Origin of the sequence: Mesorhizobium sp. M1169 (assembly GCF_040318345.1) — a bacterium.
Lineage (GTDB): Bacteria > Pseudomonadota > Alphaproteobacteria > Rhizobiales > Rhizobiaceae > Mesorhizobium.
On sequence record NZ_JAMYME010000007.1, the window covers coordinates 67,417 to 92,635 of the forward strand.

Consider the following 25,219-nt stretch of genomic DNA (forward strand, 5'->3'; position numbering starts at 1 on the left):
AGACCACCTGGAATGTCGCAACGGACACGTTTTTAAATAGCCACCTGCGTCCCGATCTCGACCACCCGTCCGGTCGGGATCTGGAAATATTCCGTTGCATCGGCCGCCGTGCGCGCCAGCCCGATGAACAGCTTGTCCTGCCAGACCGGCATGCCGGAATTGGGCGAGGCCTTGAGAGAGCGCCGCGACAGGAAGAAGGACGTCGTCATGATGTCGAACTTCCAGCCCTGTTTGCGGCAGATCGCCAGCGCACGCGGGATGTTGGGCTGCTCCATATAGCCGAAGGTCAGCGTCACCCGCATGAACAGCTCGTTGACCATTTCCATCTTGGCGCGCTCGCTGTCGGGCACAACCGGCTGCGGTGCCGTCACCACCGATAGGATGACGTTCTGCTCGTGCAGCACCTTGTAGTGCTTCAGGCTGTGCATCAGCGCGGTCGGCGCGCTCAGCGGATCGCTGGTCAGGAACACCGCGGTGCCCGACACCAGATGCGGCTTCTTCTTCAGCAGATTGCCGGCGAGGAAATCCAGCGGGATCTCGTTCCGGCGCGTCTTGTCGAACAAATAGCGGGTGCCGCGTATCCATGTGGACATGATCAGCCCCATGCCGCAGGCGACCGTGATCGACACCCACCCGCCTTCGAGGATCTTGACGACGTTTGCGAGGAAAAATCCGGTATCGATCGTGCCGAACAGCAGTGTGAGCGCGGCCGCCAGTGCAAGCTGCCATTTCCACCGGAACCGCATCACCACGAACAGCAGGATGGTCGTCATAAGCATTTCGCCAGTCACCGAAATGCCATAGGCGGAAGCCAGCGCACTCGAACTGCCAAAGCCGACAACCAGCAACATCACGCCCAGCGCGACCACCAGATTGACCCGCGGCATGTAGATCTGGCCGGATTGCATCTCGGAAGTATGCTGCACCTCGATGCGCGGCAGCAGATTGAGCTGTACCGCCTGGCGAGTCAGCGAGAACGCGCCGGAGATCACCGCCTGGCTGGCGATCACCGTCGCTGCCGTCGCCAGGCCAACCATGGGCATCAGGGCCCAATCAGGCAGCATTTGGAAGAACGGATTGGTGGGTTTGCCGCCATTGGCCAGGACGAACGCCCCTTGTCCGAAATAGTTGAGGAGCAGACAAGGGAACACGACGGAGAACCACGCCAGCACTATTGGCCTGCGGCCGAAATGGCCGAGATCGACATAAAGGGCTTCGGCCCCGGTGACCGCCAGGAACACAGCCCCGACCGTGACGAACGCACCGGTGGGCGTATTGGCCAGATAAGCGACCGCGTAATAGGGATTGATCGCCAGCAGGACCGACGGGTCGTCCAGCAGATGGTAGACCCCGGCGGCACCGATCGCCAGGAACCACGCTGCCGTCACCGGTCCGAACACGGCCGCCACCCTGCCGGTGCCAAAGCGTTGCACGGCAAAAAGCATTGCCAGGATGATCAGCGTGATCGGAACAACATAAGTTTCCAGCGTCGGGGTCACCACTTCCAGGCCCTCGACCGCCGAAAGCACGGAGATGGCCGGCGTTATGATGGCGTCGCCGAAAAACAGCGCCGCGCCGCAAAGTCCGATCCCCAGAATGAACCGGGCTCCCTTTGGATAAGCGTTGCGCGCAAGCGCCATCAGCGACAGCGTGCCGCCCTCACCCTTGTTGTCGGCTCTGAGCACGAAAGCGACGTACTTTATCGTGACGATGATCGTCAGCGCCCAGACGATAAGCGACAGCACGCCAAGGACGTCGTTGCGCGCTACCGGTCCCGACGATGCGTGCAGCGCTTCCCGAAACGCGTAGATTGGGCTCGTGCCGATATCGCCGTAAACCACGCCCAACGCGCCCAGCATCAAAACTCTGGTGCTGTGCTGTTCGGCCTTGGAGTGGCTGGATTGTTCGATGGGTTCTGCCTCGCTACCGGCGTGGGCAAGAGCCATGGACGACACTCCCATAGACGTGCGGCGCTCGACGCTGCGGGATGGAAAGGACGCGCTGCCGTGCCCGAAACGCATGGCCTATCGGCTCGCCTTTCTCTACCAGCCACAAGCCTTCAGAAACCGCCTGACCGTTGCGGCCATGCCATACTCCAACGCATCGGCTGTCAACCCATGTCCGATCGACACTTCGGCCAATGCCGGGATGCGCCTGGCCAGCGCCGGCAAATTGCTCACCACAAGGTCGTGCCCGGCGTTGACCTGGAGCCCTGCCGCCAATGCGGCATCCGCCGTCTTTCCCAATTTCTCCAATTCCTTCGCCGCTTTTGCCGAATCGGAATGATAGCTGCCGTATGGACCCGTATAGAGTTCGATCCGATCGGCGCCGGTGTCGCGAGCGGCGTTCACGCCAGCGGGATCCGGATCCGAAAACAGCGACACGCGAAAGCCTCCCTTCTTCAGGCGCTTGACGACCGGTGTCAGGAACGCAGCCTCGGCGGCGAAGTTCCAGCCATGGTCGGAAGTCGCCTGCGCCGGGTCGTCGGGCACCAGCGTCACCTGCTCGGGCTGATGCTTTTCCACAAGCGCCAGGAACTCCTCGGTCGGATAGCCCTCGATGTTGAATTCCGCATTCGGGAACTCGTCGTCGATCAGCGCCCTGATCTCAGGCAGATCGGAATGCCTGGTGTGCCGCTCGTCGGGTCGCGGGTGTACCGTGAGCCCATGCGCGCCGGCGGCAAGGGCGATGCGTCCGAGCCCCGTCACGCTTGGCCACGGCAGGTCGCGCCGGTTGCGCAGCATGGCGATCGCATTGAGATTGACGGAAAGCTTTGCAGGCATTTGCACGGCTCCAGGCTGATCTTGGCGCGCATCTATACCGCCTTTAATGGGAACAGACAGAGGGTTTCAGGTGTTCCAAGGTGTGCGAAGGAAATCGAGCGCAAGGAGTTCCCTGTTGAATTTTCTCGAGGCCGTGCCGGCGGTTCGCCGCATCGACACCGATCGCGAAGACCTCTTCGCCATCGATGTCGTCGGCCATGTCGCAGCGGCTGACGCCGAAAACCTGTTCGGATTGCTGGAGGCGGCCTATGCGCTGCATCCGAAGATCGACGTGCTGGTGCGCCTGATCGACCATGAGGGTGTCGACTGGGCCGACGTATCGGACGAGACGATCGAACAGGGCATAGCTCATGCCGTGGAGCATATCGGCCGCTGCGCGGCGATCGGTGAGCCGAACTGGATACCGGAGGCAAGAGCCTTTTTGCCTGCCTCTTTGCCTATCGAACTCCGGCATTTCGAGGCCAAGGACGAAGCCGCCGCCTGGGAATGGCTTGACGCCAGACCGATCGCCCAGCGCTGATACGACGGACCTGACAGCCCTATCGGACGATCGTCAACCGTTCGGCCGCGCGCGTGATAGCGGTATAGAGCCAACGCTGGCGAGTTTCCTTGAATGCCCAGCTTTCGTCGAAAAGCACGATCTCGTTCCATTGCGACCCTTGCGCCTTGTGCACGGTCAGTGCATAGCCATAGTCGAAATCGTCGAAACGTTTCTTCTGCTGCCAGGGAATGTCGGCGTCCGGATCTTCGAATGCCGCCTTGAGCAGCTTGATCTTGGCGACGCCGCGATCCGGGTCGTCTTCCTCCGGCGAAACCAGCAGATTGATGCCAGGCTTGACCGTCTCGCGCGACGAGGTCATCACCTTCCACAACGAGCCGTTGAGCAGTCCCTTGGCCGGATCGTTGCGCAGGCAGACCAGCTTGTCGCCGGCTTGCGGATAATCGGCGTTGAACCCCTTCAGCTCGCGCAGCCGCTGGTTATAACGGCGGCGCGTACGGTTGGTACCGACCAGCACCTGGTCCGCCTTCAGCACCAATTCCTGGGTGACGTCTTCCTTGCCGATCACTTGCGCCGCGCCATAGTCGCCGCGCATGAACTCGCGGCCCTCGCGCACGTCAAGCGCCAGCCGGATGATCGGGTTGTCTCGCGCCTGGCGATGGATTTCGGTGAGCAGAATGTCCGGCTCATGGTCGGTGAAGAAGCCGCCGCCGGAGATTGGCGGCAACTGGCCGGGATCGCCGAGCACCAGGATCGGCGTGCCGAAGCTCATCAGGTCACGGCCGAGCTGCTCGTCGACCATCGAGCATTCGTCGATGACGACGAGCTTGGCTCGCGAGATCGGGCTCTGCCGGTTGAGCGAAAATGTCGGCGACATCGATGTCTTGCCGGTCACCTCGTCCGCTACCGATTCCTCGCCCTTCGGCCGGTAGATCAGCGAATGGATGGTGCGGGCATTGACCGCCCCCTTGGAACGCAGCACCTGCGCCGCCTTACCGGTAAACGCGGCGAACTGCACCTGGCCGTCGACATGCTCGGCGAAATAGCGCGCCAGCGTCGTCTTACCGGTGCCGGCATAGCCGAACAGCCGGAACAGCTGCGGCTTGCCTGCTTTCAGCCAGCCGGCCACCGCCTTCAGCGCCTCGTCTTGTTGAGGAGAGAATTCCATCAGCGCGACAGACCGGATTCGCGAGGGAAAGACAAGGTGACTGCCGTCACCGGCAAATTTTCATCGCCGGCAATCACGCCGCTGCGACAGGGTCAGGCTATCAGTGACGAACAGGAACGTAAAGAGAACAAGGCCGGGCGGCCGCAGCTTACCCGGCCCGCTGTGGATCGTTCTCCAGCTGGATCGGCTTGCCATGCGGCGTTGCGTGCGCGGCGCGTTCCCAGGCAGCGGCGAGCGCATCGACGTCGCGCTTTCCGGCAACGCCCTTGGCCAAAAGCAGCTTTTCCAGCGCTGCCAGCCAGTGCTCGTAGTAATCGTGACCGTCGCGCGCGGCGCCCGGCCGCTTCACCTCTGCCGACAAAGCATCCGCCCATTCGCTCCACGAAAACAGCCCGTTGTCGTGCAGTGCTACCGTCATGGCAAAGGCCTCTGCTTGCCACGGCTCGGCAAACACAGGCGCCTCGACACCGGCGGGCAGCATGGCGGCAACTGAGCCCGTCTCACGCCGGCTCAAGGTAGCTCTCCCAGGCGTCGATCGACACGACAAGTGTCGGATCGGCGCCCTCGCCCCAGATTTCGCCGCCGGTGAAGGCCACCGTATAGACCCATTGCGGGTTTTCGCCCTGGCCGTGCGCATTGGTGTCGGGAAAGACAAAGCCGTCGCGCACAGCCTCGACGACGCCTCGCTTGCCGCGTGCATAGCGCGGCAGTCTGGTGTGGCCGGTCGGATGAAAGTTCTTGGTTCGCACGGGGTCGCCCGCCTTGAACCGCGCAGGCGCGGCGACAGGCCGGTCGCAGTGCCCGCCCTTGGCCAGCACCGCCGGAACGTCCTTAGCCTTCAGCACCCGTTTGGGTGTCGCTGCCGGGTCGACTGCGTCGCCCGTAGTCAGGTCCCGGTCGCTGACGAAACCATGGCGTTTGAGCAGCACCTCCAGCGCCTTGATCCATATCTGGTAGTAGCTGGAGGCATAATAATCCGCTGGATGCAGCGATTCCCGCGCGTGCCGGCTCTCGTCGATGGTCCAGGCGCCCATGGCGCCGGCGCACAACGTCACGCCCAGCGCCCGCCTTTCCCAATCGGCATGGAAATAGGGTTCGTCAGGTTCGGGCGCGACCGGCCCGAAACCCATCTGGCCGCCGAGATCCTGCGGCCCGTTCATGCCGGTTCCCGCACCAACGCCGTGCCGATCATGGCATCGCGCGTCACCAGATCGGCGAGCCTTGCCTCATCCCAGCCCTCCGTACCCCGGGGGCGCATCGGCACCACCAGATAGCGCAGCTCGGCGGTCGAATCCCACACCCGGATTGTCGTCCTCGCCGGCAAGGTCAGACCGAATTCCTCGAGCACGCCGCGCGGATCGATCACTGCGCGCGAACGGTAGGGCGGCGCCTTGTACCAGACCGGCGGCAGGCCGAGCACCGACCACGGATAGCAGGAGCATAGCGTGCAGACGACGAGGTTGTGCGTGTCGGCCGTGTTGAACACCGCCTGCATGTGCTCGCCTTGCCGGCCGGTGTAGCCGAGCGATTCGATTGCCGCCGTCGCATCACGCTTCAGCCATGCGGCAAACCCGGGATCAACCCAGGCCTTCGCCACCACCTTTGCGCCGTTGCGCGGCCCGATCTTAGTCTCATAGGTGTCGACGATAACATCGATCGCCGCCGGATCGATCAGGCCTTTGCGGGTGAGAATCGTCTCCAGCGCGCGGACCCGCGCCGCAAAGGGATCAAGCTCGTTGTCGTGGTCGTGATTGTGCGGCATGGCGTCAAATTACGATCGCGGACCCCCGGCCGCAAGCACCACGGCTTGGGCCAGCGCTATTCGGCTGCCGCCTTTTGCGGCACCGGTTCTTCCTCCTCGTCGAACAGTGACGGCTGGTCGACCGCTTCGACCGGGCTCGGCTCGCCCCGGCGCCGCGCCCACAGCCTGACCAGCCAGCCGGAAAAATGCTCCATGTAGACGTAGATGACGGGCGTGACGAACAGCGTCAGTGCCTGCGAGGCGACAAGACCGCCGACCACCGCCACGCCGAGAGGCTGGCGCAGTTCCGCACTGGCACCGGTGCCGAGCGCGATCGGGATGGTACCCATCAGCGCCGCAAGCGTGGTCATCATGATCGGCCGGAAGCGCATCAGGCAGGCCTTGTGGATGGATTCGACAGGCGACATCCCCTCGCGCCTGAGTTCCAGCGCCACGTCGATCATCATGATGCCGTTTTTCTTGACGATGCCGATCAGCATCAGGATGCCGATCACCGCGATCACCGACAGATCCATCCCCGCCAGCCGCAGTGCCACCAGCGCGCCGAGCACCGCCGATGGAAGCCCGGTCAGGATGGTGAGCGGATGGATGAAGCTCTCATAAAGCATGCCGAGCACGATATAGATGGTCAGGATCGCGCCGCCGATCAGCAGCCCCTGGTTGGAAAGCGAATCCTGGAACGTCTTGGCCGTGCCCGAGAAGGCGGTCGAGATCGTCGGCGGCATGCCGATCTTGTCCTTCAGCGCGTTGATGTGGCTCACGCTGTCGCCGAGGGCCACGCCTTGCGGCAGATTGTAGGAGATGGTCACTGCCGGAAGCTGGCCGAGCTGGTTGACGGTCAAAGCACCGGCGGTCCGATCGACGCGGGCGAACGCACCGAGCGGCACCAGGCTGCCGCTCGCCGTTCTCACCTTGATGGCGAGCATCCGCTCGGGCGACCACTCGATCTTCGGGTCGAGCTCCATGATCACGTCGTAGCTATCGGCCGAGCCGAAGATGGTCGACACCTGTTGGGTGCCGAAACCGCCATAGAGACTGGAGCGCAGCGTGTCGGTATCGACACCGAGGTTCGCCGCCTTGTCGCGGTCGATCACCAGCGTTGCCTGTAGCGCGTTGTTCTGCAGGTCATTGGTGACGTCGGTGAAGGCGGCATGATCGGCGGCCATCGCGTCCGTCAGCCTTTGCGCCCAGACGTTCGTCAGGCCGGTATCGAGGCCCTGAACGGCAAGCTGGTAGGCACTCGCCGAAGAACGCGCGCCGAGCCGCAGGTTCTGCACCGGCTGCATGTAGGTTTCGATGCCGGGCACATTGGCAAGCTGGCGCCGCAGGTCCGTAAGCACCTTGTCGATGTTCGGTCGGTGGTCCTTGTCTTTCAGCTGCACAAACAGCTGGCCCTGGTTGAGCGCATTGTTTCCACTGCCCGCCGACCAACCGACATGCGCGACGTAGGGCGAATGGGTGAAGACATCCGCCACTTGCCCCTGCAGCTTCACCATCGCGTCAAACGAAATGTCCTGGCGCGCGATGGTCGTCACCGAGACCTGGCCGATATCCTCCTGCGGGAAGAAGCCCTTCGGCGAAATCTGGATCAGCCACACCGACAGCCCGGCGGTCACGAGGAAGACAAGGAAGACAAGGAAATTGTGGCGCAGGCAGAATGTCAGCAGCCTGTCATAGCCCCGCATGAAGACGTTTTGTCTATGGCCTTCGTGCGCTGCTTTCTGCTCGGCTTTCGATAATGACAACAGCCGCGAGCACAGCATCGGCGTCAGCGTCAGCGAGACGAACATCGACGCCAGGATGGCGACCGTCACCACCACCGCGAATTCGTTGAAGATGCGCCCGATCACGCCGCCCATCAAAAGCACCGGAATGAACACGGCGACCAGCGAGATCGAGATCGAGATGATGGTGAAGCCGATTTCGCGGGCGCCCTTGAGCGACGCCTCGAGGGCAGAGAGCCCGTCCTCCTCCATGTGGCGGAAAATGTTTTCGAGCATGACGATGGCATCGTCGACGACAAGGCCGACCGCCAATGTCAGCCCCATCAATGAGACGTTGTCGATGGAAAAGCCGAACAGGTACATCACGCCCAGCGTGGCGATGAGCGAAATCGGTACCGCCACCGCCGGGATGATCGTCGCCGTCACCCGGCGCAGGAACAGGAAGATCACCATCACCACCAGCGCGATGGTGAGCAGGAGCGTGAACTGCACGTCATCGACCGCCTCGCGGACCGATGTCGAGCGGTCGTTTAGCAACTGGATGCTCGCCGCTGCCGGCATCTGATCGTCGAAGGAAGGCAGCATCGCCTTGACGCGGTCGACGACGTCGACGGTATTGGCATCCGGCTGGCGCTGCACCGCCATAATGATGGCGCGGGTGCCGTCATACCAGCTTGCCGTCGTCGTGGTCTCGACCGAATCGATGACGCGGGTCACCTCACCGAGCCGCACCGGATGGCCGTTCTTGGTGGCGATGATGATGTTGGAGAATCCCGCCGCATCGGTCAGCTGCGTGTTCGCGGTGATCGTCAGCTGCTGTTTGTTGTTCTTGAGCACGCCGAGCGGCGTGTTGCTGTTGGCCGAGGCAATAGCCGTCTGCAGCTGGTCGATCGAGATGCCGCGTGCGGCGAGCGCCGTGGGATCGATCTGGACGCGTACGGCATATTTCTGCTGGCCGTAGATCGAAACCTGCGCAACGCCGTCGATCGTCGACAGCGACGGCGAAATCACATTCTCGGCAAACGCGTCGAGATCGGTCAGCGGAATTGTGTCGCTGACCAGCGACATCAGCAGGATCGGCGCGTCGGCTGGATTGACCTTGCGGTAGCTCGGCGGGCTGGTCATCTCCGGCGGCAATTGTCGTTGCGTGCGTGCGATCGCTGCCTGGACGTCGGCGGCGGCTGCATCGATGTCGCGGTTGAGCACGAACTGAATGGCGATCGAGGTCGAGCCGAGCGAGTTGGTCGTCGAGATCGAATCGATGCCTGCGATAGTGGCAAACTGCTTGATCAGAGGCGTTGCCACCGAGGTCGCCATGGTTTCCGGCGAAGCCCCGGGCAGCGAGGCCGAGACGTTGACAACCGGAAATTCGGCGCTTGGCAGCGCCGCGACCGGCAGGAATTTGTAAGCAAATAGTCCGCCCAGAACCAGGGCGAACGACATGAGCAGCGTGGCGACGGGCCTGCGGATGCAGAATTCGGAAATCATGGCTGTGTTCCGCCCGTCCGGTCAGCCTCGGCAACCTTCGGAGCCGCCTGATCGCCGGTGCCGGTCGAAGCCTTGCCTTCGCGCACCGCCGCGCCGTTCTTCAGTTTGGTCTGACCCTCGACGACGACACGCTCGCCGCTTTTCAATCCTTGGCTGATCGCGGTGTTGGTGCCTTCTGTCAGCGCGACCTGCACGGGCCGCATTTCAACGGTGTTGTCCGGCTTGATTACATAGACGAACGGGCCCTTCTGGCTGGGCTGGACGGCGACCGTCGGAACGGACGTCATTTGTGGCATGATCCCGGCATCGAGCACGACGTTGACGTATTGGCCCGGCCATAGCGAAAGATCGGCGTTGGGCACACTGGCCCGCGTTGCGATCGTGCCGGACGCCGTGTCTACGCTGGAATCGACGAAATCCAGCGTTCCCTTGCCGATCGGCTTCGGGTCGCCGTCCTTGGTCAGCGTCACCGCACCTTGCTGCGGCGCTGCCAGCGCCTTGTGCAGCAAGGCAAGATCGCTTTCGGGGAGATTGAAGTTCACCTGCAGCGGGTCGACCTGCGTGATCGTCACCAGTGGAGTCGACGTGCTGCTGCCGTTGCTGGTGGTGACGAGATCGCCGACGGCGACGTTGACTGCGCCAAGCCTGCCGGAGATCGGCGCCCTGATCGTGGCGAAGCCAAGCTGGATTTGGTCTGCATCGATCGTTGCCTTGTCGGCGTCGACGGTGGCCGCGGCGGATTTCTGCGCCGCGACGGCCTGATCGTAGGTCTGCTGTGTTCCGGCCTGCCTGGCGACGAGATTTTTGGCGCGCTGAAGATCGGCCGTGGCGCTGGCAAGCAGCGCCTGGTCTTTCGCGAGCGTCGCCTGATCGCGTGCCAGTTGTGCCTTCAACGAGCGATCGTCCAGCGAGAACAGAAGGTCGCCCGCCTTCACCATCTGTCCGTCCTTGACCGCGATTGCGACGATCTGACTCGATATCCGCGCGTTGATGCTGGCCACGGCAGGAGAGGACACAAAGCCGATGGCATAGCGCCGGACCGGGAAATCGGCCGTCGCAGCGGTGGCGGCAACCACCGAAGTCGTACGCGCGGCATTTGCCGCTGCAGCGGGCTTGTCCGCCGTCGCCGTCTGCTTCGCCGACAGCATCTGCTGAAGACCGCTCATTGCGCTGGGCGAAAGATAGAGCCACGCCGCGGCAACGCAGGCTGCAGCGATCACCGCTAATACGATCTTTCCGCGCATCGACAAAAGACCTCTCGATCCGACACGCCGCTATCCGGTGGCCGTAGTCTAGCTCAACTCGCAGCCTCTTGCCGCGCTTTTGCCAGATAATAGAGGATGCCGAAGGCGAAAAAGGGCCAAAACCCGTCATTACGAAGATTTAATGTGCAGTGCACAATAGAACGGCAGCTAACGCAGCATCGGCCACAGCGTCGCCGCAAGCATCACACCCATGACGATGTTGAACCATTTGAGCCGCACCGCATCCGCCAGAAAGCCGCGCAGCGCCATGCCGAAACCGGCCCAGGTCGAAATGCTCGGCAGCATGACGACGGCGAAAGCGGCTGCGATCAGCACCACCGACACAAACGGGCGTTCCGGACTGGTATAGACGGCCATGGCTGTAATCGCCATCACCCAGGCCTTGGGATTGACCCACTGGAATGCCGCAGCCTCGATGAAGCGCATCGGCTGGCCCTTCGTCTTGTCTTCGCCGCCGAGCGAGCGCGACATGGCGATCTTCCAGGCGAGATAAAGCAGGTAGAGGCCGCCAGCGATCTTCAACCCGGTATGCAGCACCGGAAAGGTCGTCAACACGGCGCCAAGCCCGAAGCCTACGGCAAGCAACAGCACGAGGAAGCCGAAGCCGATGCCGAGCATGTGTGGCACGGTTTTGACCAAGCCGAAATTCACGCCCGAGGCCAAAAGCATGAAATTGTTCGGACCCGGCGTGATCGAGGTCACGAAGGCATAAACCAGCAGAGCAAGGAATGCATCGAAGGTCATGGAGGATCGCAAAGATCAATAATATTGAAATACTGACTTAAATCGATGAGGTGCTGAGTGCAAATGCAATTCGTTGGTCCACGCGCGCCCAGCGTTCTTTCATATCTTAGGCCAATATCCGCTGAGAACATCTATCTGCGGTAGGGCTGCACCGACCATAGATCTGAATCCGGGGCAGTTTCGCGCTGACGGCGCACGCGTCGCAGCCCTTTGCGTCTCGGCGTATTCTCCGGAATCTTGACGCTGTGCGCCAGACCCAGGATCGCCAGAACCTGAATGAATAGCCAGCCGAGATCGATCTGTCCGTGTTCCAAACCAAGCCGTGCAGACTCGGGAAACGCGTGATGGTTGCCGTGGAAACTCTCGCCGAACGTTACCAGCCCGAAACGCGGCAAATTGTATCCTTGCACGGCAACGTCGTCGACGCGCCATCCTTGCTCCCCATCTCGGTGCGCAAAATGCCCAACCAACCAATGCCCGGTAAGCGACACTGAAACGCGCACCGCGATTCCCCATACCACCCAATCCCAGCCGCCAAACGCGAAAAAGAGGATCGCCCAGGGCAGTTGTTGCAGCATCCAGGTGCGTTCGACGAACTTGTAGAACGGGTCATTCCTAATCGAGGGTTCGATGATGAAGGTGGGTGGATTGCGCAAAGCGACCGCGCAATGCATCTGCCAGAAGGCATCGGTGAAAAATGGCCGACGATGAGCATGGAGATCGTGACATGCGGTCTGGCGCTGAGCCCAGTCACGAATATCGTGAGCATAGATCATCCCAAAAGGACCGGCCATGCCGACGAGCACGCCAAGGTAGACCAGCGCATGCTCGACCCAGATATGAACCTTGAACGACCGGTGGATGAGCAGACGGTGCATCCCCACCGAGTGTCCGGCGCAGATTGTCGCCGCCGTTGTCGCAACGAATAAGGCGAAGGCACTCCAGCTAAATGTCATCGGTCCCAACACAATGGCGGCGATCGTCATCGCCCCGACCCAGATCGACTTTGCCGGCACCCACACGACTTTGCCGTCTTCGGCGTCACTGTCCTGTTGGGAAATCATTCTGCCCGTGGATATGGTTTTCATCGGTACCCCTCCTCCTGCATGAACATTTCCGGACCACAGCCTTGCCTTCTGGCGCGTCGTCCGTTACTTAGGCAGTAAGCTAATCGTCTACTACTGCGAATTAGGTATTTAGGCAATAGTCTAAATGAAAATAAGAAAAGCGGACCGAGGCGCAGCCAACGCCTCGGCATCACAAGGTGGCAGACAGTGATCGAAGATGCAGAGCACGCAGCGGATGCCGAAACGGCTGCTCACGCAAATGGCGCGATACAGCGCGTGTTTGAAGCGCTATCTTCAGCGCCCCGGCGCAAGATCCTCGCCTATCTTGCGCACTCTTCCCTAACGGCGGGCGAGATCGCGGCGCGCTTCGAGATGTCGAAGCCGTCGATCTCGCAGCATTTGAGCATTCTGGAGACGGCCGGGCTCATCGCCAAGGAGCGGCACGGACAGTTCATCCACTATTCTCTGGTCCAGAACAATCTTGTGAACACGCTGAATGGATTTGTTCAGGATGTCTGCCCGGTATCGCGCCCTATCAAGAGAGAAAGCAAAGAACTTGGTCGAGGCGAGGCAGCGCAAAGATCGCACTTGCGCAAATCTGAAAAGCCCTAGCGGCTTTGCATCGTTTTCATGAGCGCCTTGGCGTATCGGCAGGCGTCAAATTCCACAGCGATCTCGCAAGACTTTTTGTAAGCGGCCATCGCCTCGGCTTCGTCCGCAGAGACGCCTTCACCATGCTGAAGGGCGCTGCCATACATGGTGCAACCCCAGGCATCGCCCTCATTGCAGCTCAGCTTGAATGTGCGATAAGGGCAAGATTCGTTTGCACTACCGGCGGCAAGCAGTTTGTTTAGCCCAAGCCGACCCAAGAGAATTCCCGCGCCGCGATTTGTGCAGCCGCCGATACTGCCAGTAGCGCAGGCCTGGGCGAACATCTCCTCGGTCCATTGCTTGTCTTCTGGCGAGTGCTCCTGGATGACCCTGGCCGTCTCGAAACAGGCTTCGCCCCTGCGTCCGTCGAAACACCGCCTGGCACAGGCCAAGACGTCTTTCTCACAACCTTGGTAATCTATTCCCGGCGTGGAAAAGAGCGCGTCATCGGCGCCCGACGCCCTGCGCCAAATATCGGCCGGGCATTGTTGGAAATAATAGCTCGGTGTGCCCCTGCGGTCGATTTCTTCAAACAATTTCGGCAGCACTGACTTGTCGAATACCGGCTCCTGGCTGGCCGCCGCCGTCGTGACCGCAAGAACGATTGCGCCGGCGCCTGCTCGAATTGCCGCCGCGAGCATCATGATCACATCCCTTGCGGGCCGCGGTTCATCGCCGCCACCCCGGTACGGCAGATCTCGACCAGCCCGAGCGGTTTCATGATGGCGATGAACTGATCGAGCTTGGAGCCCTTGCCGGTGATCTCGAAGATGAAATGCTCGGTGTTGGCATCGATGACGCTGGCGCGGAATGCATCGGCGAGCCGGAGCGCCTCGACGCGGGCTTCGCCGGTGCCGGCGACCTTGACCAGCGCGAGTTCCCGCTCCAATGGCCGCTCCTGTCCGAATTCCTGCGACCGCACGGTGAGATCGACGACGCGGTGCACCGGCACGATGCGCTCGAGCTGGTGCTTGATCTGCTCCAGCACGTGCGGCGTGCCGCGCGTCACGATGGTGATGCGCGACAGGTGCTTTTCGTGCTCGGTTTCCGAGACCGTCAGGCTCTCGATGTTGTAGCCACGTCCGGAAAACAGGCCGATGACCCGCGCAAGCACGCCCGGCTCGTTGTCGACCAGGACCGAAAGCGTGTGGTTCTCTGGTTTTTCCGTCTCCTTGGCGATGAAATAGGCGGAGCCGGTCGGTTGCAACTGTGCGTTCATGACATGAATCTCGATTTCAAACTTTTGCGCTAATCTGCTGTTTTCGCACAGCTTCCTTGAACCAGACTACACCAGTTCCCTACCCTTGGCGTCGATCGCGTTGGCCACAGCTTCGTCCGTCGCCTCGTCCGGCAACAGCATCTCGTTATGCGCCTTGCCGGACGGGATCATCGGGAAGCAGTTGGCGAGCGTCGCCACGCGGCAGTCGAACAGGACGGGCTTCTTGACCGCGATCATCTCCTTGATGGCATCATCGAGTTCGTCCGGCTTGTCGCAGCGAATGCCGTGGCCGCCATAGGCTTCGGCGAGCTTGACGAAATCCGGCATCGCCTCGGTGTAGGAGTGCGACAGCCGGTTGCCGTGTAGCAGCTGCTGCCACTGCCGCACCATGCCCATATACTGGTTGTTGAGGATGAATATCTTGATCGGCGCCTCGTGCTGCACCGCGGCGCTCATCTCCTGCATCGTCATCTGCACCGAGGCGTCGCCGGCGATATCGATGACCAGCGCATCCGGGTGCGCGATCTGCACGCCGAGCGCGGCCGGCAGGCCGTAGCCCATCGTGCCCAGTCCGCCGGAGGTCATCCAGCGGTTCGGCTTCTCGAAATGATAGTGCTGCGCCGCCCACATCTGATGCTGGCCGACCTCGGTGGTGATGTAGGTGTCGAGGTCCTTGGTCAGCGCATAGAGCCGCTGGACGGCGTATTGCGGCATGATCACCTCGTGGTTCATCTTGTAGGCGAGCGAATCGCGCGCGCGCCATTTGGCAATCTGCTCCCACCACGGGTGAAGCGCTTTCTTGTCGGCCTTGGCGGTTGCCCGCCACAGCCGCACCAGATCCTCCAGCACACGCCCGACATCGCCGATGATCGGCACGTCGGTGTGGACGTTCTTGTTGATCGACGACGGGTCGATGTCGATGTGGATCTTCTTCGAATTCGGCGAAAACGCCGTCAGCCGCCCGGTGATGCGGTCGTCGAAGCGCGCGCCGATGCAGAGCATGACGTCGCAATCGTGCATCGCCATGTTCGCTTCATACGTGCCGTGCATGCCGAGCATGCCCATCCAGTTCTTGCCCGACGCCGGATAGGCGCCGAGGCCCATCAGCGTCGAGGTGATGGGAAAGCCGGTGAGGTCGACCAGCTCGCGCAGCAGATGGCTCGCCTCCGGGCCGGAATTGATGACGCCGCCGCCCGAATAGATGATCGGCTTTCGGGCAGCCCCCATCAGCTCGACCGCCGCCTTGATCTTTTCCAGATCGCCCTGGACCTTCGGTTGGTAGCTGGTGCGCGGCGCCGTCTGCGGCGGGACATAGATACCCCTGGCGAACTGCACGTCCTTCGGGATGTCGACGACGACCGGACCGGGGCGCCCTGTCGTTGCCACATGGAAGGCCTCGTGGATCGTTGCCGCGAGCTCGTTGACGTCCTTCACCAGCCAGTTGTGCTTGGTGCAGGGCCGCGTGATGCCGACCGTGTCGCACTCCTGGAACGCATCCGAGCCGATCAGCGAAGTCGGCACCTGGCCGGTCAGGCAGACCAGCGGGATCGAGTCCATCAGCGCGTCCTGCAATGGCGTCACCGCATTGGTGGCGCCCGGCCCTGAGGTCACCAGCATGACGCCGGCCTTGCCAGTCGAGCGCGCATAGCCTTCCGCCGCGTGGCCCGCGCCCTGCTCGTGGCGGACGAGGATGTGCTCGACCTCGTCCTGCTGGAAGATTTCATCGTAGATTGGCAGAACCGCGCCGCCCGGATAGCCGAAAACATGCTTGACGCCATTGTCCTTCAGCGCCTGCACCACCATTTCGGCACCCGTCATTTCGCTCCTTGGCATTTCAGTTCTTGGCATTTCGCGCCGCTCATTCTGTCCACTGCTCATCGTTCTGGTCCCGTACTGTTCGCCATCTGGCGATTGCTCGTCGTTTAGTCGTGTTTCGGGCAATAAAAAAGGCCCCCGAGGGAGCCTGTGTCTTGCGCATGGGAGGTCACCGCCCGGCGGTTACACCGCCTTGCCCACGCGCTTTCCTACGAGAATGAGTGCCTTTTTCATGGTGGCGGACAATAGAATTGGTTTGACGCCGCTGTCAACGGCGAATGTGCACTTGGCCTGACGTCGGCACATCCGCCCATTATGCACCCGCGCCGCCTTTCCGCCGCGCGGGTCTTCCGTTTCAGGCGCAGAGCACCACACCCCTCGCCTTGGCCCAGCGCTCGATGATCTTGCGCTCCTCGAGCGAGGCGAGACGATTGCCGAAACCGCGCACCTGCATCGCACGGTTTTGCGGGTCGAGTTCGATCGTCAGCAACCGCTCGATCTTGCCGAGCGCCGAGCGCCGCAGCACCCAGATCGAGGCATTGCCGGCGATGCATTTGGCCGCGTATATCGAGACGCAATGATGCATCGCCCGGCTCTCGGCGACCAGATCCTCAGCTGTCTTCAACTGACGGACGAAGAAACGCTCGCCATGCGCCTTTGCCTCCTTGGTCGACGGCTGCCAGTCCCAGTCGTCCAGGCACGAGCCGTCCCAGGCGCGACCCTGCGACTGCGTCCCGGCAGTACGCGTGGTCCGCCCGGCAGCGCGGCGGCGCATTGCCTCGATGCGTTCGATCGCGGCAATGTCTCGATGCCATTCCAGCATCTGCCGACGCAGCGAGGCAAGCGTGCGACCCTTCAGGCTGTACGCCGCATCGCGCTGGTGCACGGCGCCGATATAGTCGCAAAGATCGTCGATCTCCTCCTTCGACGCGGGTTGCCCGCAGAAGAACCGTGTCACCTCGCGCCAGAAGGCCAGATCGTTACGTGGCGTGCGCGCGATTTTCGACTTGGCAAGTCGGGCCGCCAACCCGGAATCATCCGTGTAGGACCGGGCGATCACGACCCAAAATGCCTCGTCGAACGTGAAATCGCCGGGCAAGTTCAAGAAGCAATGCACCTCCTTGCGAGACAGCCACGCACAGGCGCCCGCCTTGTAGAGCGAGTCACCACGCGCCACTGCGATATACCAAGCCTTGCGAAGCGCAATCTCGCCGGCATGCAACCCCGAGCTGTCCAGCCAGATCCCCTCGAGCGCGGCTGTAACCGGGTAGCGCGCATAGAGATGACGCGCCGCGGCCAGCCGCAGCCGCGCGGGGTCGCGCGTCTTCAGCTTTGGACGCCACAGCGCGCCGTCGCGGATCGTCATGCCGGCAAATCCCCGACGTGCCTCGTCGAGCGCCCGCTCGAAATCCGGAGCGGGACGCGGGACGGGAAAAACCCGCCGCAGCGTTACGGCATATGCTTCAATGCGTTCGCGCTCGGCATCCTGCCTGCGCTGGATCATGGACTTTGCCACGGCCGTTCTTCCTGATTGGAACCCTGTCAGCCGCACGCAATTCCAGCGTCGGCACGGAATGTGTCGATCTGGATCGCCGGGTCATTGACAGGTCTCCTTTCAGGACGACGGATCAGAATGGGCGGCTTCTCTAAGCTCGCCGCCAATTTGACGCAAGAGCTATTCTTTCCATGCCCGCGATGGTCTGACGGGTGTTGCAAAGGTGCATCGTTGTCGCCATCAGCGTGTCCGGCCGACGCGTTTCCAGTAGATGAGGGTGCCTGTGAGCCCGCCATGCGGCTTCAGCGCATAATCCGGTATTTCGCCGGCCAGCGTGAAGCCGAGCTTTTCATAGAGGCCGGAAGCCCCCTCCTCTTTTGCCGTGTCGAGGACCAACAGCGTGCGGCCTTTCTCCACGGCAACGGCTTCCGCCGCCTCCATCAGGCGGGTTGCGATGCCCTTGCCGCGATAATCGAGGCGGGTCATCAGCTTGGCGATCTCGGCCCGGCGCGGCTGGTTGGGCGGGCAGTCGAGCAGCAAGGTGACGGTGCCGACCAGAGCCTCGCCGTTCCAGGCCCCAAGCACCGCCCTTTCGCCTCTGGCGGCCGCCTGAAGCGACCTGTTCCAGAAGGCCGCGGCCATCTCCGGCGCCAACGGATGCGTGAAGCTGACCGAGCCGCCCGCAGCGACTGTCCCGATCAGCAGTTCCGTCAGCATTTTTTGCGTTCCGTCAGCATTGCTGAGTGGCCTGATTTCGATCGAACTCATGTCGTTCCCCTGTCGCCGTCCGTCAGTCGAAACGACTGGTCCGCTTCCGCTTCCTGGCCCGCCGGATTTCCGCGATGCGATCGGCGTCTTCCTCTTGCAGATGTCGCCCGCGTTCCAGCAGTTCGAGCGTGTATTCCTCATAGGTCAGGCCCAGCCGCTCGGCCTTGTGCAGCCGCATCAGCATGATCTCGCGGCTCGGCACTTTCCATGCCTGGGCATGGGCGGTCCGCCAGGCAAGAAAGACATAGGGGTCGCCCTTGCCCCAGGGCGGACCGTCATAGTCGTCGAGCGGCGGACCGCCATTGTCGCAGCGTTTTGGACGGCGCGCCTTCACCTCAGCTCCTGGCCAACGCAACCAGATAGTCGGCGGCGTCCGGCCCCGGAGCGTGAAAGACGCAATCGGATGGCGCGCCGAGCGCCAGGCAGTCGCCCGGTTCGAGCCGGTGAACGATGTCCCCCTCGGTGAATTCCAGCCGCCCGGAGATCAGCCATATCTGTTGCCTGATGAAGGCATAAGAGGCCGCCGGGAAACTTACCTTGGCGCCGGCCGGCAACTGGATCCGGATCAGTTCGAGGGGTATGTCGGAGACCGGCGAAAGATGCCGCCGCACATAACCCGTAGCCGGATCGCGCCAGAGCGGCTGGTCACGTTCGCGAAGCAGGCCACCGCCCTGCAATTCCGCCCTTGCGATCAATGTGGACAGCGTCATGCCGAAGGCGGCCGCAATACGCACAAGGAGTGCCGCCGTCGGGCTGGTCATGCCGCGTTCTACCGTGCTCAGCATGGCTTTCGAAACATTGGACCGCTCCGCCAGCTCTGCCAGGGACCAGCCTCGAGCCACTCTTTCGGTATGTATTCTTCTGCCGATGGTCGAGGAGATGTCGTTCGCTATATCATCCATTAATCCAATATATCGAAATTCTTCTACAGAGCAACGGCCGTTTCATCCAGTTTTCGCAAACTCCTTAATGTCCGCTAAACCATCCGGCCTCATCCCACCTTAACCCCGTTCGCCTAGGCTCATCGCTTGGGAAAAGGGGACCGGCGTATCCATGCTCGTTGAACGCGAAGCCTCCATTGGGGAACCGACTTTGCTGGAGCGCCGCAGGGCGGAGCAGAACGACAAGCGCATTCTGGGCAATGTCGTGCAATGCGACGGCGCGCGCGCCACCATCAGCGCCTATGCCGACGATATCGAAGGCACGGTCACCGGCCTGTGGAGCGTCGGCAAGATGATCTCGATCAATCTCGGTACATCACGAACCGTCGGCCTGGTCTATGAAATCGGCAAGTCGGATCGTGCGTGGAGCAGCGAGGGCCAGAATCCGATCGAGGTCAGCATCGAATTGATCGGCGAGGTGCGCGACGGGGCCGAACCCGGCGCGAAGCCGATCTTCGACCGTGGCATCACAACCTACCCGCATATCGGCGCCATTGCCCATCGTATCCGCAGCCGCGACCTGCAGGCCGTCTACGATCTCGCAGGTCGTCATTCGATCACCATCGGCACGCTGTCGCAGGACGAGGCGATCGACGCCAATATCGCCATCGACGATACGCTGGCGCGGCATTTCGCCATTGTCGGCACCACCGGGGTCGGCAAATCGACCGCCGTGTCGCTGCTCTTGCGCAAGTCGATCGCCGCCCGGCCCGACCTGCGCGTGCTCATCCTCGATCCACACAACGAGTTCGCCGCGTCGTTGCCCGAACATTGCGTCAGGGTCGATTCGACGACGCTCGACCTGCCCTTCTGGATGTTCAAGCTAGAGGAATTTGCCGAGGTGCTGTTTCGCGGCCGCGAGACGGTCCCGGAAGAGGTCGACGCCTTGCGCGATCTCATCCCCGCGGCCAAGAACCTCTACCGCAATCCGAACTCCGGCAACTATCTACGGCGCAGCACCGATGCGCTGACCGCAGACGCGCCGGTGCCCTATCGCATTGCCGACCTCATCAAGCTGGTCGACGAGCGCATGGGGCTGCTGGAAAGCAAGAACGATCGCCCGACCCTCAGGTCACTGAAGACACGTATCGAATCGGCGGCATCCGATCCGCGCTACCGTTTCATGTTCAACTCGCGCCTGATCGAGGACACCATCCACGAGACGATCGGCAACATCTTCCGCGTGCCGCATCACGGCCGCCCGGTGACCTGCTTCGAAATGGCCGGCATGCCGTCCGAGGTGGTCAATTCCGTTTGCTCGGTCCTGGCGCGGCTGGCCTTCGACCTGGCGTTGTGGAGCGAAGGCCGCCTGCGGCTGCTCTTCCTGTGCGAGGAAGCGCATCGTTATATGCCGGCCGATCCGCGCCTCGGTTTCGCGCCGACGCGGCACGCGCTGTCGCGCATCGCCAAGGAAGGCCGCAAATATGGCTGTTATCTCGGGGTCGTCACCCAGCGCCCGGGCGAACTCGACCCGACCATCCTGTCGCAGTGCTCGACGTTCTTTGCCATGCGGCTCGCCAACGAGCAGGACCAGGCGATCATCCGCTCGGCGATCGCCGATTCCTCGGCTTCGACGCTGGCGTTCCTGTCTTCCATGGGCCAGCGCGAGGCTATCGCCTTCGGGGAAGGCGTGGCGACGACGATGCGGATGAAGTTTGAAAAGCTCTCCGAGGATTTGATCCCCGGCACCGCCAAACGCGAGAATGCCTTGCCGTCCGAAACCGGCGACGAGGTCGACCTCGTGGCGATCGTCGAACGGCTGCGCAACGTGCCGAAATCACAACAGGCAATGCCTTTCGCGGAAGTCGTCGATCCGGGCCGGCAGGCCGGCGATTCGGACTATCGCAAGCCGTCGGCCGCACGCACCCAGCGAAACGACGATTTCGACTTGCGCTACGGCCTCAAGCCGGCGACCTTCGGCCTGCGTCCCCAGAATGATTGAGCCGAGCGACTTTTAGGCAGCGCGCGCAGATATCAAAGCTGAGTTTCGATGGCTGTCTTGTCTATAACTGACCACACCTGGCGAATTTTCCCTCTCTGAAACTCATAAAATACGTTCTCGGCAAACGAAATTCTCTTCCCGCTTACATCGAGCCCAAGGAACGTTCCCCTTGGCGCGCAGTCGAAGCTTAGCCGGCTCGCTACATAAGGCGGATCGGCAACCAATAGCTGAATGTTGAAATAAAGGTCCGGAATTTCGTCGAAGTCTCTCACCAACATTTCGAGATAGCCGGACAATCCGAGCTTGCGACCGTTGTGGGTCACTTCATCATGAACAAACCGCCCCAGATTTGGCCAATCCTGCTTGTTCAGGCATGCAATATAGCCTCGGTAAAGACCGGAGAGATCGGATTTAGTCACGGCAACACCTCTATTTCCGGCAAGCCCCGCAAAGGCAGCATCTCAGCTTGACGGGGTGATGTCGGTCTGCGTGCACCGGAAACGAAGAAGACGATACCAGACGGCCGGCATCACGAATTCAATGACGGAATTTCAGGCACAGACGCGGTTGCGCCCTTGCCTCTTCGCCTCATAGAGCTGGCGATCGGCACGTCGATAGAACTCCTCGGCGGTTTCCTTGCGATCCCAGACGGCAAGCCCGACGCTGGTGGTGATTTTCAGTCGGACGTTGCCCGTCAGCACCGACATGTTCGCGATCGCCTTGCGGATGCGCTCGGCGAATTTGGATAGCAGCTCGGCGTCCATATTGGGCGTGACCACCGCGAACTCCTCGCCGCCCAGGCGCGCCACCACGTCGTGATAGCGTGTCATGTCCTTGAGACAGTTGGCGACCGCCCGCAACACCTCGTCGCCGACATCGTGGCCGTGGCTGTCGTTGACCTGCTTGAAATGGTCGAGGTCGAGGATCATCAGCCCTACTGGTTTCTCGATGCGACGGAACTCTTCGAGATATTCCTTCAGCGCATCGTCGAAATAACGCCGGTTCTGCATGCCGGTGAGGCTGTCGGTGAGCGCCGCATGCTCCAGCGTCTCCGAACGCGCACTGAGCGAAACGGTCATGGCGCGCAGCTTGCCTTCTTCCGTCGCCTGCTTTCGGATCAGCGGGTAGATGAAGAAAATGCCGAAGAACAGCGCAGTCGCCAACAGCACGCCCGTCGCAAACAGCAGCTTGTTGAGATAGACGATTTCATCGAGTTTTGAAGGCGTATTGCTAATGTCGGCGGCCAGGGTTTGCAGGAGCCCATAGGCGTAAAGCGTCACCAGGCCGGCGGCCAGGATCACAAAAATAAAGACGAAAAAGGCTGATTCCGCCTTGTGGAAACGCATCTGCTCCCCGTTGGAAAGTTCGTAGCGATCTTATGGCATGCGGGAACTTACGGACAGTTAACCTGGACAACTTCAACGCGAAATGTCCCCTCGGTGTCGACTTTTCAGGTTGCGCTCGAAGGAGGGAGTGAGAGCATCGAGTCGATCCCCCCATCAGGACGCAATCTCTGCCATTCCGGGCCCAATTGGTGCCTGAACCAGGTCGCCTGCCGTTTGGCATATTGCCGCGTCGCGATTTTCGCGCGCTCGATGGCCTCGGGAAAACTGAAGGCGCCGGCCAGCGCGGCCTGAAGCTCGCGAACACCGATTGCTTTCATCGCCGGCAGGTCGGGATCGAGGCCGAGCGCTGAAAGTTGTTTCACCTCGTCCAGTGCCCCCTCATCCAGCATGCGGTCGAAGCGGGCATCGATCCGCTCCACCAGAGCCGCTCGCTCCGGCTCGATGACGAAAAAACGCGCGCTGCTGCCGTCGATCAACGGCCGGCCACGCGCGGCCTGCCAGTCCAGGATGGAACGGCCCGACGCGTCGAGCACCTCCAGCGCCCGCACGATGCGCTGGCCATCCGTCGGCTTCAGCATCATGCCGGCCGCAGAATCCTCGCGCAACAGGATGCGGTGCAATCTCACTGCGCCCTGTTCCTGGAGCTCGTAGCGCCAGCGGTCGCGGATCGACTTCGGAATGTCGGGCATCTCCGAGATACCTTCCGTGAGCGCCCGGAAATAAAGCCCGGTTCCGCCGACGAAAATCACTGGCCGCTCCGAAAGCGTGCCGTCGTCGATCAGCTTTATGACATCACGCAACCAGGCGCCGGTTGAATAGGCGGTGGACGGATCGACGTGTCCATAAAGAAAGTGGGGAACGCGGGCGAGTTCGGCAGGACCAGGCCGCGCCGTCAGCACGTCGAGCACCGAATAGCCTTGCATGGAATCGGTGTTGACGATGACACCGCCATTGCGCTCGGCGAGGTCGAGTGCGAGCGCCGACTTGCCGCTGGCGGTCGGCCCGGCTATCAGGATCGCGTTCTTCACGCGGCCTTCGCCCGCCTGTCCGCTGGAATTTTCGATGCTGCTGATCGCCACGCTTCTATCCCATCCCGCCGGCCGCGCATTGACGTCGACGCTAGCGAATATGGCCTCGCGGTCGGTCGGCGCAAGCGCTGTTCGCTGGCTGGCCGAAGGCATCGCCTGCGAGCTCGACTTGCCGGAGACCGCCGACGCTTCCGAAATAACGGCGCGCCTGCGTGCCGCGCTGGCTTCCGAACCGATCGACGTGGCCGTCCAGCCGGCCGAGAACAGGCGCAAGAAGATCCTGATCGCCGACATGGATTCGACGATGATCGACCAGGAATGCATCGACGAGCTTGCCGACGAGATCGGCGTCAAGGATCGCGTCGCCGCCATCACGGCGCGATCGATGAACGGCGAGATCGCATTCGAGCCGGCCTTGCGCGAGCGCGTGGCGCTGCTCAAGGGTCTCGATGCCGCAATCATCGACCGCATCATCGACAATCGCCTGACGCTAGCCTCCGGCGGCCGCACGCTCGTCCAGACAATGGCGGCCAATGGCGCCTGGACGGCGCTGATCTCCGGTGGTTTCGACATCTTCACCACCCGCATCGCAGCATTGCTCGGCTTTCACGAAAATCGCGCCAACCGCCTGATCGAGCAGGATCGCCGCTTCACCGGCCTGGTCGCCGAACCGATCCTCGGCCGCGCCGCCAAGGCCGAAGCCCTTATCGAGATTTCCGCCGGCCTCGGCCTGACGCCTGCCGATGCCATTGCCGTCGGCGACGGCGCCAACGATCTCGACATGATCCGTCTTGCCGGCATCGGCGTCGCCTTGCATGCCAAGCCGGCCGTCGCAGCCGAGGCAAAGATCCGCATCGACCACGGCGACCTCACCGCCTTGCTTTATCTGCAGGGTTATCGCCGGGAGGAATTTGTCGAATGACGCCGATCCGCACCGAGCGCCTGATCCTGCGCAACTGGGAAGATCGTGACCGCGAGCTCTTCCATCGCATCAATTCCGACGAGTTGGTCATGGAATTCTTTCCGTTTCGCCGCGACCGTGCCCAGTCGGACACCAAGATGGAGGAGTTGCGCGCGGCTATCGATCGCGACGGCTTCGGCTTCGCGGCCGCTGAGATCGCAGCCACAGGCGAATGCATCGGCTTCGTCGGCATAACCCGAACTGATCATTTGCCATTCCTGCCGCCCGGCACGATCGAGATCGGCTGGCGGCTGGCACCCGAATTCTGGGGCCGCGGCTATGTCACCGAAGCAGCCGAAGCCTGGCTCACCTATGGCTTTGAAAGACTTGGCCTCGACGAAATCGTGTCCTTCGCAGTCAAGGATAACAGCCGGTCCACTGCCGTTATGGAGCGCCTGGGCATGATCGCCGACCCCGCCTCCGATTTCGACCATCCCGGTGTTCCGGACAGCCACACCGCACTCAGGCGACATGTCTTCTACAGGCTGTCACGCACAGACTGGCAGGCAAGAAAAAGAGCGGCCCGCTAGCCGCCCTTTTTCGTTTCAAGATC

General features: G+C 61.9%; 25 protein-coding genes. 5 read left to right on the forward strand and 20 right to left on the reverse strand.

The window, feature by feature from the left end; all coding sequences use genetic code 11:
• Positions 1 to 32: 32 nt before the first annotated feature.
• Positions 33 to 1,946 (reverse strand): potassium transporter Kup, encoded by a 1,914-nt coding sequence (locus NKH41_RS09775; protein WP_352767823.1) that lies wholly within the window; start codon positions 1,944 to 1,946, stop codon positions 33 to 35.
• A gap of 96 nt (positions 1,947 to 2,042) precedes the next feature.
• The gene (locus NKH41_RS09780; RefSeq protein WP_352471639.1) at positions 2,043 to 2,783 is read right to left on the reverse strand and encodes a pyridoxine 5'-phosphate synthase; all 741 of its coding nucleotides are present in this window, start codon (positions 2,781 to 2,783) and stop codon (positions 2,043 to 2,045) included.
• Positions 2,784 to 2,898: 115 nt separating this feature from the next.
• Between NKH41_RS09780 and NKH41_RS09785 the strand changes: the two genes are divergently transcribed.
• Positions 2,899 to 3,303: a SpoIIAA family protein gene (locus tag NKH41_RS09785; RefSeq protein ID WP_352450052.1), complete on the forward strand. Its 405-nt coding sequence runs from the start codon at positions 2,899 to 2,901 to the stop codon at positions 3,301 to 3,303.
• A 19-nt stretch (positions 3,304 to 3,322) separates the two neighbouring features.
• On the opposite strand, the gene NKH41_RS09790 is transcribed toward NKH41_RS09785, so the two are convergent.
• From NKH41_RS09790 to NKH41_RS09825, 8 genes are all read right to left on the reverse strand, one after another.
• Positions 3,323 to 4,450, reverse strand: coding sequence for an ATP-dependent DNA helicase (locus NKH41_RS09790; protein WP_023720791.1), 1,128 nt, complete (start codon positions 4,448 to 4,450; stop codon positions 3,323 to 3,325).
• Between the two features lie 148 nt (positions 4,451 to 4,598).
• The gene (locus NKH41_RS09795; protein WP_156937343.1) at positions 4,599 to 4,931 is read right to left on the reverse strand and encodes a nitrile hydratase accessory protein; all 333 of its coding nucleotides are present in this window, start codon (positions 4,929 to 4,931) and stop codon (positions 4,599 to 4,601) included.
• 19 nt (positions 4,932 to 4,950) lie between these two features.
• Positions 4,951 to 5,610, reverse strand: a complete 660-nt coding sequence (nthB, locus tag NKH41_RS09800) for a nitrile hydratase subunit beta (RefSeq protein WP_352767821.1) — start codon at positions 5,608 to 5,610, stop codon at positions 4,951 to 4,953.
• On the reverse strand, positions 5,607 to 6,212 hold the full coding sequence (gene nthA, locus NKH41_RS09805) for a nitrile hydratase subunit alpha (RefSeq protein ID WP_352501008.1): 606 nt from the start codon (positions 6,210 to 6,212) through the stop codon (positions 5,607 to 5,609). The genes nthB and nthA overlap by 4 nt, the downstream gene beginning before the upstream one ends.
• Positions 6,213 to 6,268: 56 nt before the next feature.
• Positions 6,269 to 9,424, reverse strand: a complete 3,156-nt coding sequence (locus tag NKH41_RS09810) for an efflux RND transporter permease subunit (RefSeq protein ID WP_352767820.1) — start codon at positions 9,422 to 9,424, stop codon at positions 6,269 to 6,271.
• On the reverse strand, positions 9,421 to 10,668 hold the full coding sequence (locus tag NKH41_RS09815; RefSeq protein ID WP_352767818.1) for an efflux RND transporter periplasmic adaptor subunit: 1,248 nt from the start codon (positions 10,666 to 10,668) through the stop codon (positions 9,421 to 9,423). The genes NKH41_RS09810 and NKH41_RS09815 overlap by 4 nt, the downstream gene beginning before the upstream one ends.
• Before the next feature lie 168 nt (positions 10,669 to 10,836).
• Positions 10,837 to 11,433, reverse strand: a complete 597-nt coding sequence (locus NKH41_RS09820) for a LysE family translocator (protein WP_352501011.1) — start codon at positions 11,431 to 11,433, stop codon at positions 10,837 to 10,839.
• A 131-nt stretch (positions 11,434 to 11,564) separates the two neighbouring features.
• Entirely contained in the window at positions 11,565 to 12,521 is a 957-nt protein-coding gene (locus NKH41_RS09825; RefSeq protein ID WP_352767816.1) for an acyl-CoA desaturase, read from the reverse strand.
• A 186-nt stretch (positions 12,522 to 12,707) separates the two neighbouring features.
• Here NKH41_RS09825 and NKH41_RS09830 point away from each other — a divergent pair, with 186 nt between their 5' ends.
• Positions 12,708 to 13,112, forward strand: coding sequence for a metalloregulator ArsR/SmtB family transcription factor (locus NKH41_RS09830; protein ID WP_352570428.1), 405 nt, complete (start codon positions 12,708 to 12,710; stop codon positions 13,110 to 13,112).
• On the opposite strand, the gene NKH41_RS09835 is transcribed toward NKH41_RS09830, so the two are convergent.
• The 7 genes from NKH41_RS09835 to NKH41_RS09865 form a co-directional block, all read right to left on the reverse strand.
• On the reverse strand, positions 13,109 to 13,795 hold the full coding sequence (locus NKH41_RS09835; RefSeq protein WP_352778704.1) for an SEL1-like repeat protein: 687 nt from the start codon (positions 13,793 to 13,795) through the stop codon (positions 13,109 to 13,111). The two genes, NKH41_RS09830 and NKH41_RS09835, sit on opposite strands and share 4 nt — an antisense overlap.
• A gap of 2 nt (positions 13,796 to 13,797) precedes the next feature.
• On the reverse strand, positions 13,798 to 14,370 hold the full coding sequence (gene ilvN, locus NKH41_RS09840) for an acetolactate synthase small subunit (RefSeq protein WP_023676680.1): 573 nt from the start codon (positions 14,368 to 14,370) through the stop codon (positions 13,798 to 13,800).
• 66 nt (positions 14,371 to 14,436) lie between these two features.
• Entirely contained in the window at positions 14,437 to 16,188 is a 1,752-nt protein-coding gene (locus NKH41_RS09845; protein ID WP_352471629.1) for an acetolactate synthase 3 large subunit, read from the reverse strand.
• Positions 16,189 to 16,540: 352 nt separating this feature from the next.
• On the reverse strand, positions 16,541 to 17,701 hold the full coding sequence (locus NKH41_RS09850; RefSeq protein ID WP_352767813.1) for a PcfJ domain-containing protein: 1,161 nt from the start codon (positions 17,699 to 17,701) through the stop codon (positions 16,541 to 16,543).
• A gap of 219 nt (positions 17,702 to 17,920) precedes the next feature.
• On the reverse strand, positions 17,921 to 18,448 hold the full coding sequence (locus NKH41_RS09855) for a GNAT family N-acetyltransferase (protein ID WP_352767811.1): 528 nt from the start codon (positions 18,446 to 18,448) through the stop codon (positions 17,921 to 17,923).
• Between the two features lie 22 nt (positions 18,449 to 18,470).
• Positions 18,471 to 18,782, reverse strand: coding sequence for a hypothetical protein (locus tag NKH41_RS09860; protein ID WP_352767809.1), 312 nt, complete (start codon positions 18,780 to 18,782; stop codon positions 18,471 to 18,473).
• A gap of 1 nt (position 18,783) precedes the next feature.
• A complete protein-coding gene (locus tag NKH41_RS09865; protein WP_352539571.1) occupies positions 18,784 to 19,350 on the reverse strand; it encodes a helix-turn-helix domain-containing protein in 567 nt (188 codons plus the stop codon).
• 151 nt (positions 19,351 to 19,501) lie between these two features.
• On the opposite strand from NKH41_RS09865, the gene NKH41_RS09870 reads away from it, so the two are divergent.
• Positions 19,502 to 21,331, forward strand: a complete 1,830-nt coding sequence (locus NKH41_RS09870) for an ATP-binding protein (protein ID WP_352767808.1) — start codon at positions 19,502 to 19,504, stop codon at positions 21,329 to 21,331.
• 32 nt (positions 21,332 to 21,363) lie between these two features.
• Here the strand turns inward: NKH41_RS09870 and NKH41_RS09875 are convergent, their stop codons facing one another.
• The 3 genes from NKH41_RS09875 to miaA all read right to left on the reverse strand — a co-directional run bounded on the left by NKH41_RS09875 (position 21,364) and on the right by miaA (position 23,750).
• Positions 21,364 to 21,750, reverse strand: coding sequence for an ester cyclase (locus tag NKH41_RS09875; RefSeq protein ID WP_352767806.1), 387 nt, complete (start codon positions 21,748 to 21,750; stop codon positions 21,364 to 21,366).
• A 132-nt stretch (positions 21,751 to 21,882) separates the two neighbouring features.
• The gene (locus NKH41_RS09880; RefSeq protein WP_352501016.1) at positions 21,883 to 22,677 is read right to left on the reverse strand and encodes a GGDEF domain-containing protein; all 795 of its coding nucleotides are present in this window, start codon (positions 22,675 to 22,677) and stop codon (positions 21,883 to 21,885) included.
• A 104-nt stretch (positions 22,678 to 22,781) separates the two neighbouring features.
• Positions 22,782 to 23,750, reverse strand: coding sequence for a tRNA (adenosine(37)-N6)-dimethylallyltransferase MiaA (miaA, locus tag NKH41_RS09885; protein WP_352614339.1), 969 nt, complete (start codon positions 23,748 to 23,750; stop codon positions 22,782 to 22,784).
• Between miaA and serB the strand changes: the two genes are divergently transcribed.
• Both serB and NKH41_RS09895 read left to right on the forward strand, forming a co-directional pair.
• Positions 23,740 to 24,627 carry a phosphoserine phosphatase SerB gene (serB, locus tag NKH41_RS09890; RefSeq protein WP_352501017.1) on the forward strand — a complete coding sequence of 296 codons (888 nt, stop codon included), beginning with the start codon at positions 23,740 to 23,742 and terminating at the stop codon, positions 24,625 to 24,627. The genes miaA and serB overlap by 11 nt on opposite strands.
• Positions 24,624 to 25,196, forward strand: coding sequence for a GNAT family N-acetyltransferase (locus NKH41_RS09895; protein ID WP_352614328.1), 573 nt, complete (start codon positions 24,624 to 24,626; stop codon positions 25,194 to 25,196). The genes serB and NKH41_RS09895 overlap by 4 nt, the downstream gene beginning before the upstream one ends.
• Positions 25,197 to 25,219: the final 23 nt, after the last annotated feature.

Coding starts and splice junctions, on each gene's coding strand:
- nthA (WP_352501008.1), bottom strand. CDS start 6,212: ATGCCGCACAATCACGACCACGACAACGAGCTTGATCCCTTTGCGGCG.
- NKH41_RS09845 (WP_352471629.1), bottom strand. CDS start 16,188: ATGACGGGTGCCGAAATGGTGGTGCAGGCGCTGAAGGACAATGGCGTC.
- NKH41_RS09815 (WP_352767818.1), bottom strand. CDS start 10,668: ATGCGCGGAAAGATCGTATTAGCGGTGATCGCTGCAGCCTGCGTTGCC.
- NKH41_RS09870 (WP_352767808.1), top strand. CDS start 19,502: ATGCTCGTTGAACGCGAAGCCTCCATTGGGGAACCGACTTTGCTGGAG.
- NKH41_RS09820 (WP_352501011.1), bottom strand. CDS start 11,433: ATGACCTTCGATGCATTCCTTGCTCTGCTGGTTTATGCCTTCGTGACC.
- NKH41_RS09835 (WP_352778704.1), bottom strand. CDS start 13,795: ATGATGCTCGCGGCGGCAATTCGAGCAGGCGCCGGCGCAATCGTTCTT.
- NKH41_RS09790 (WP_023720791.1), bottom strand. CDS start 4,450: ATGGAATTCTCTCCTCAACAAGACGAGGCGCTGAAGGCGGTGGCCGGC.
- NKH41_RS09780 (WP_352471639.1), bottom strand. CDS start 2,783: ATGCCTGCAAAGCTTTCCGTCAATCTCAATGCGATCGCCATGCTGCGC.
- NKH41_RS09880 (WP_352501016.1), bottom strand. CDS start 22,677: ATGCGTTTCCACAAGGCGGAATCAGCCTTTTTCGTCTTTATTTTTGTG.
- nthB (WP_352767821.1), bottom strand. CDS start 5,610: ATGAACGGGCCGCAGGATCTCGGCGGCCAGATGGGTTTCGGGCCGGTC.
- serB (WP_352501017.1), top strand. CDS start 23,740: ATGCTGCTGATCGCCACGCTTCTATCCCATCCCGCCGGCCGCGCATTG.
- ilvN (WP_023676680.1), bottom strand. CDS start 14,370: ATGAACGCACAGTTGCAACCGACCGGCTCCGCCTATTTCATCGCCAAG.
- NKH41_RS09810 (WP_352767820.1), bottom strand. CDS start 9,424: ATGATTTCCGAATTCTGCATCCGCAGGCCCGTCGCCACGCTGCTCATG.
- NKH41_RS09865 (WP_352539571.1), bottom strand. CDS start 19,350: ATGGATGATATAGCGAACGACATCTCCTCGACCATCGGCAGAAGAATA.
- NKH41_RS09775 (WP_352767823.1), bottom strand. CDS start 1,946: ATGGCTCTTGCCCACGCCGGTAGCGAGGCAGAACCCATCGAACAATCC.
- NKH41_RS09825 (WP_352767816.1), bottom strand. CDS start 12,521: ATGAAAACCATATCCACGGGCAGAATGATTTCCCAACAGGACAGTGAC.
- NKH41_RS09895 (WP_352614328.1), top strand. CDS start 24,624: ATGACGCCGATCCGCACCGAGCGCCTGATCCTGCGCAACTGGGAAGAT.
- NKH41_RS09795 (WP_156937343.1), bottom strand. CDS start 4,931: ATGCTGCCCGCCGGTGTCGAGGCGCCTGTGTTTGCCGAGCCGTGGCAA.
- NKH41_RS09855 (WP_352767811.1), bottom strand. CDS start 18,448: ATGAGTTCGATCGAAATCAGGCCACTCAGCAATGCTGACGGAACGCAA.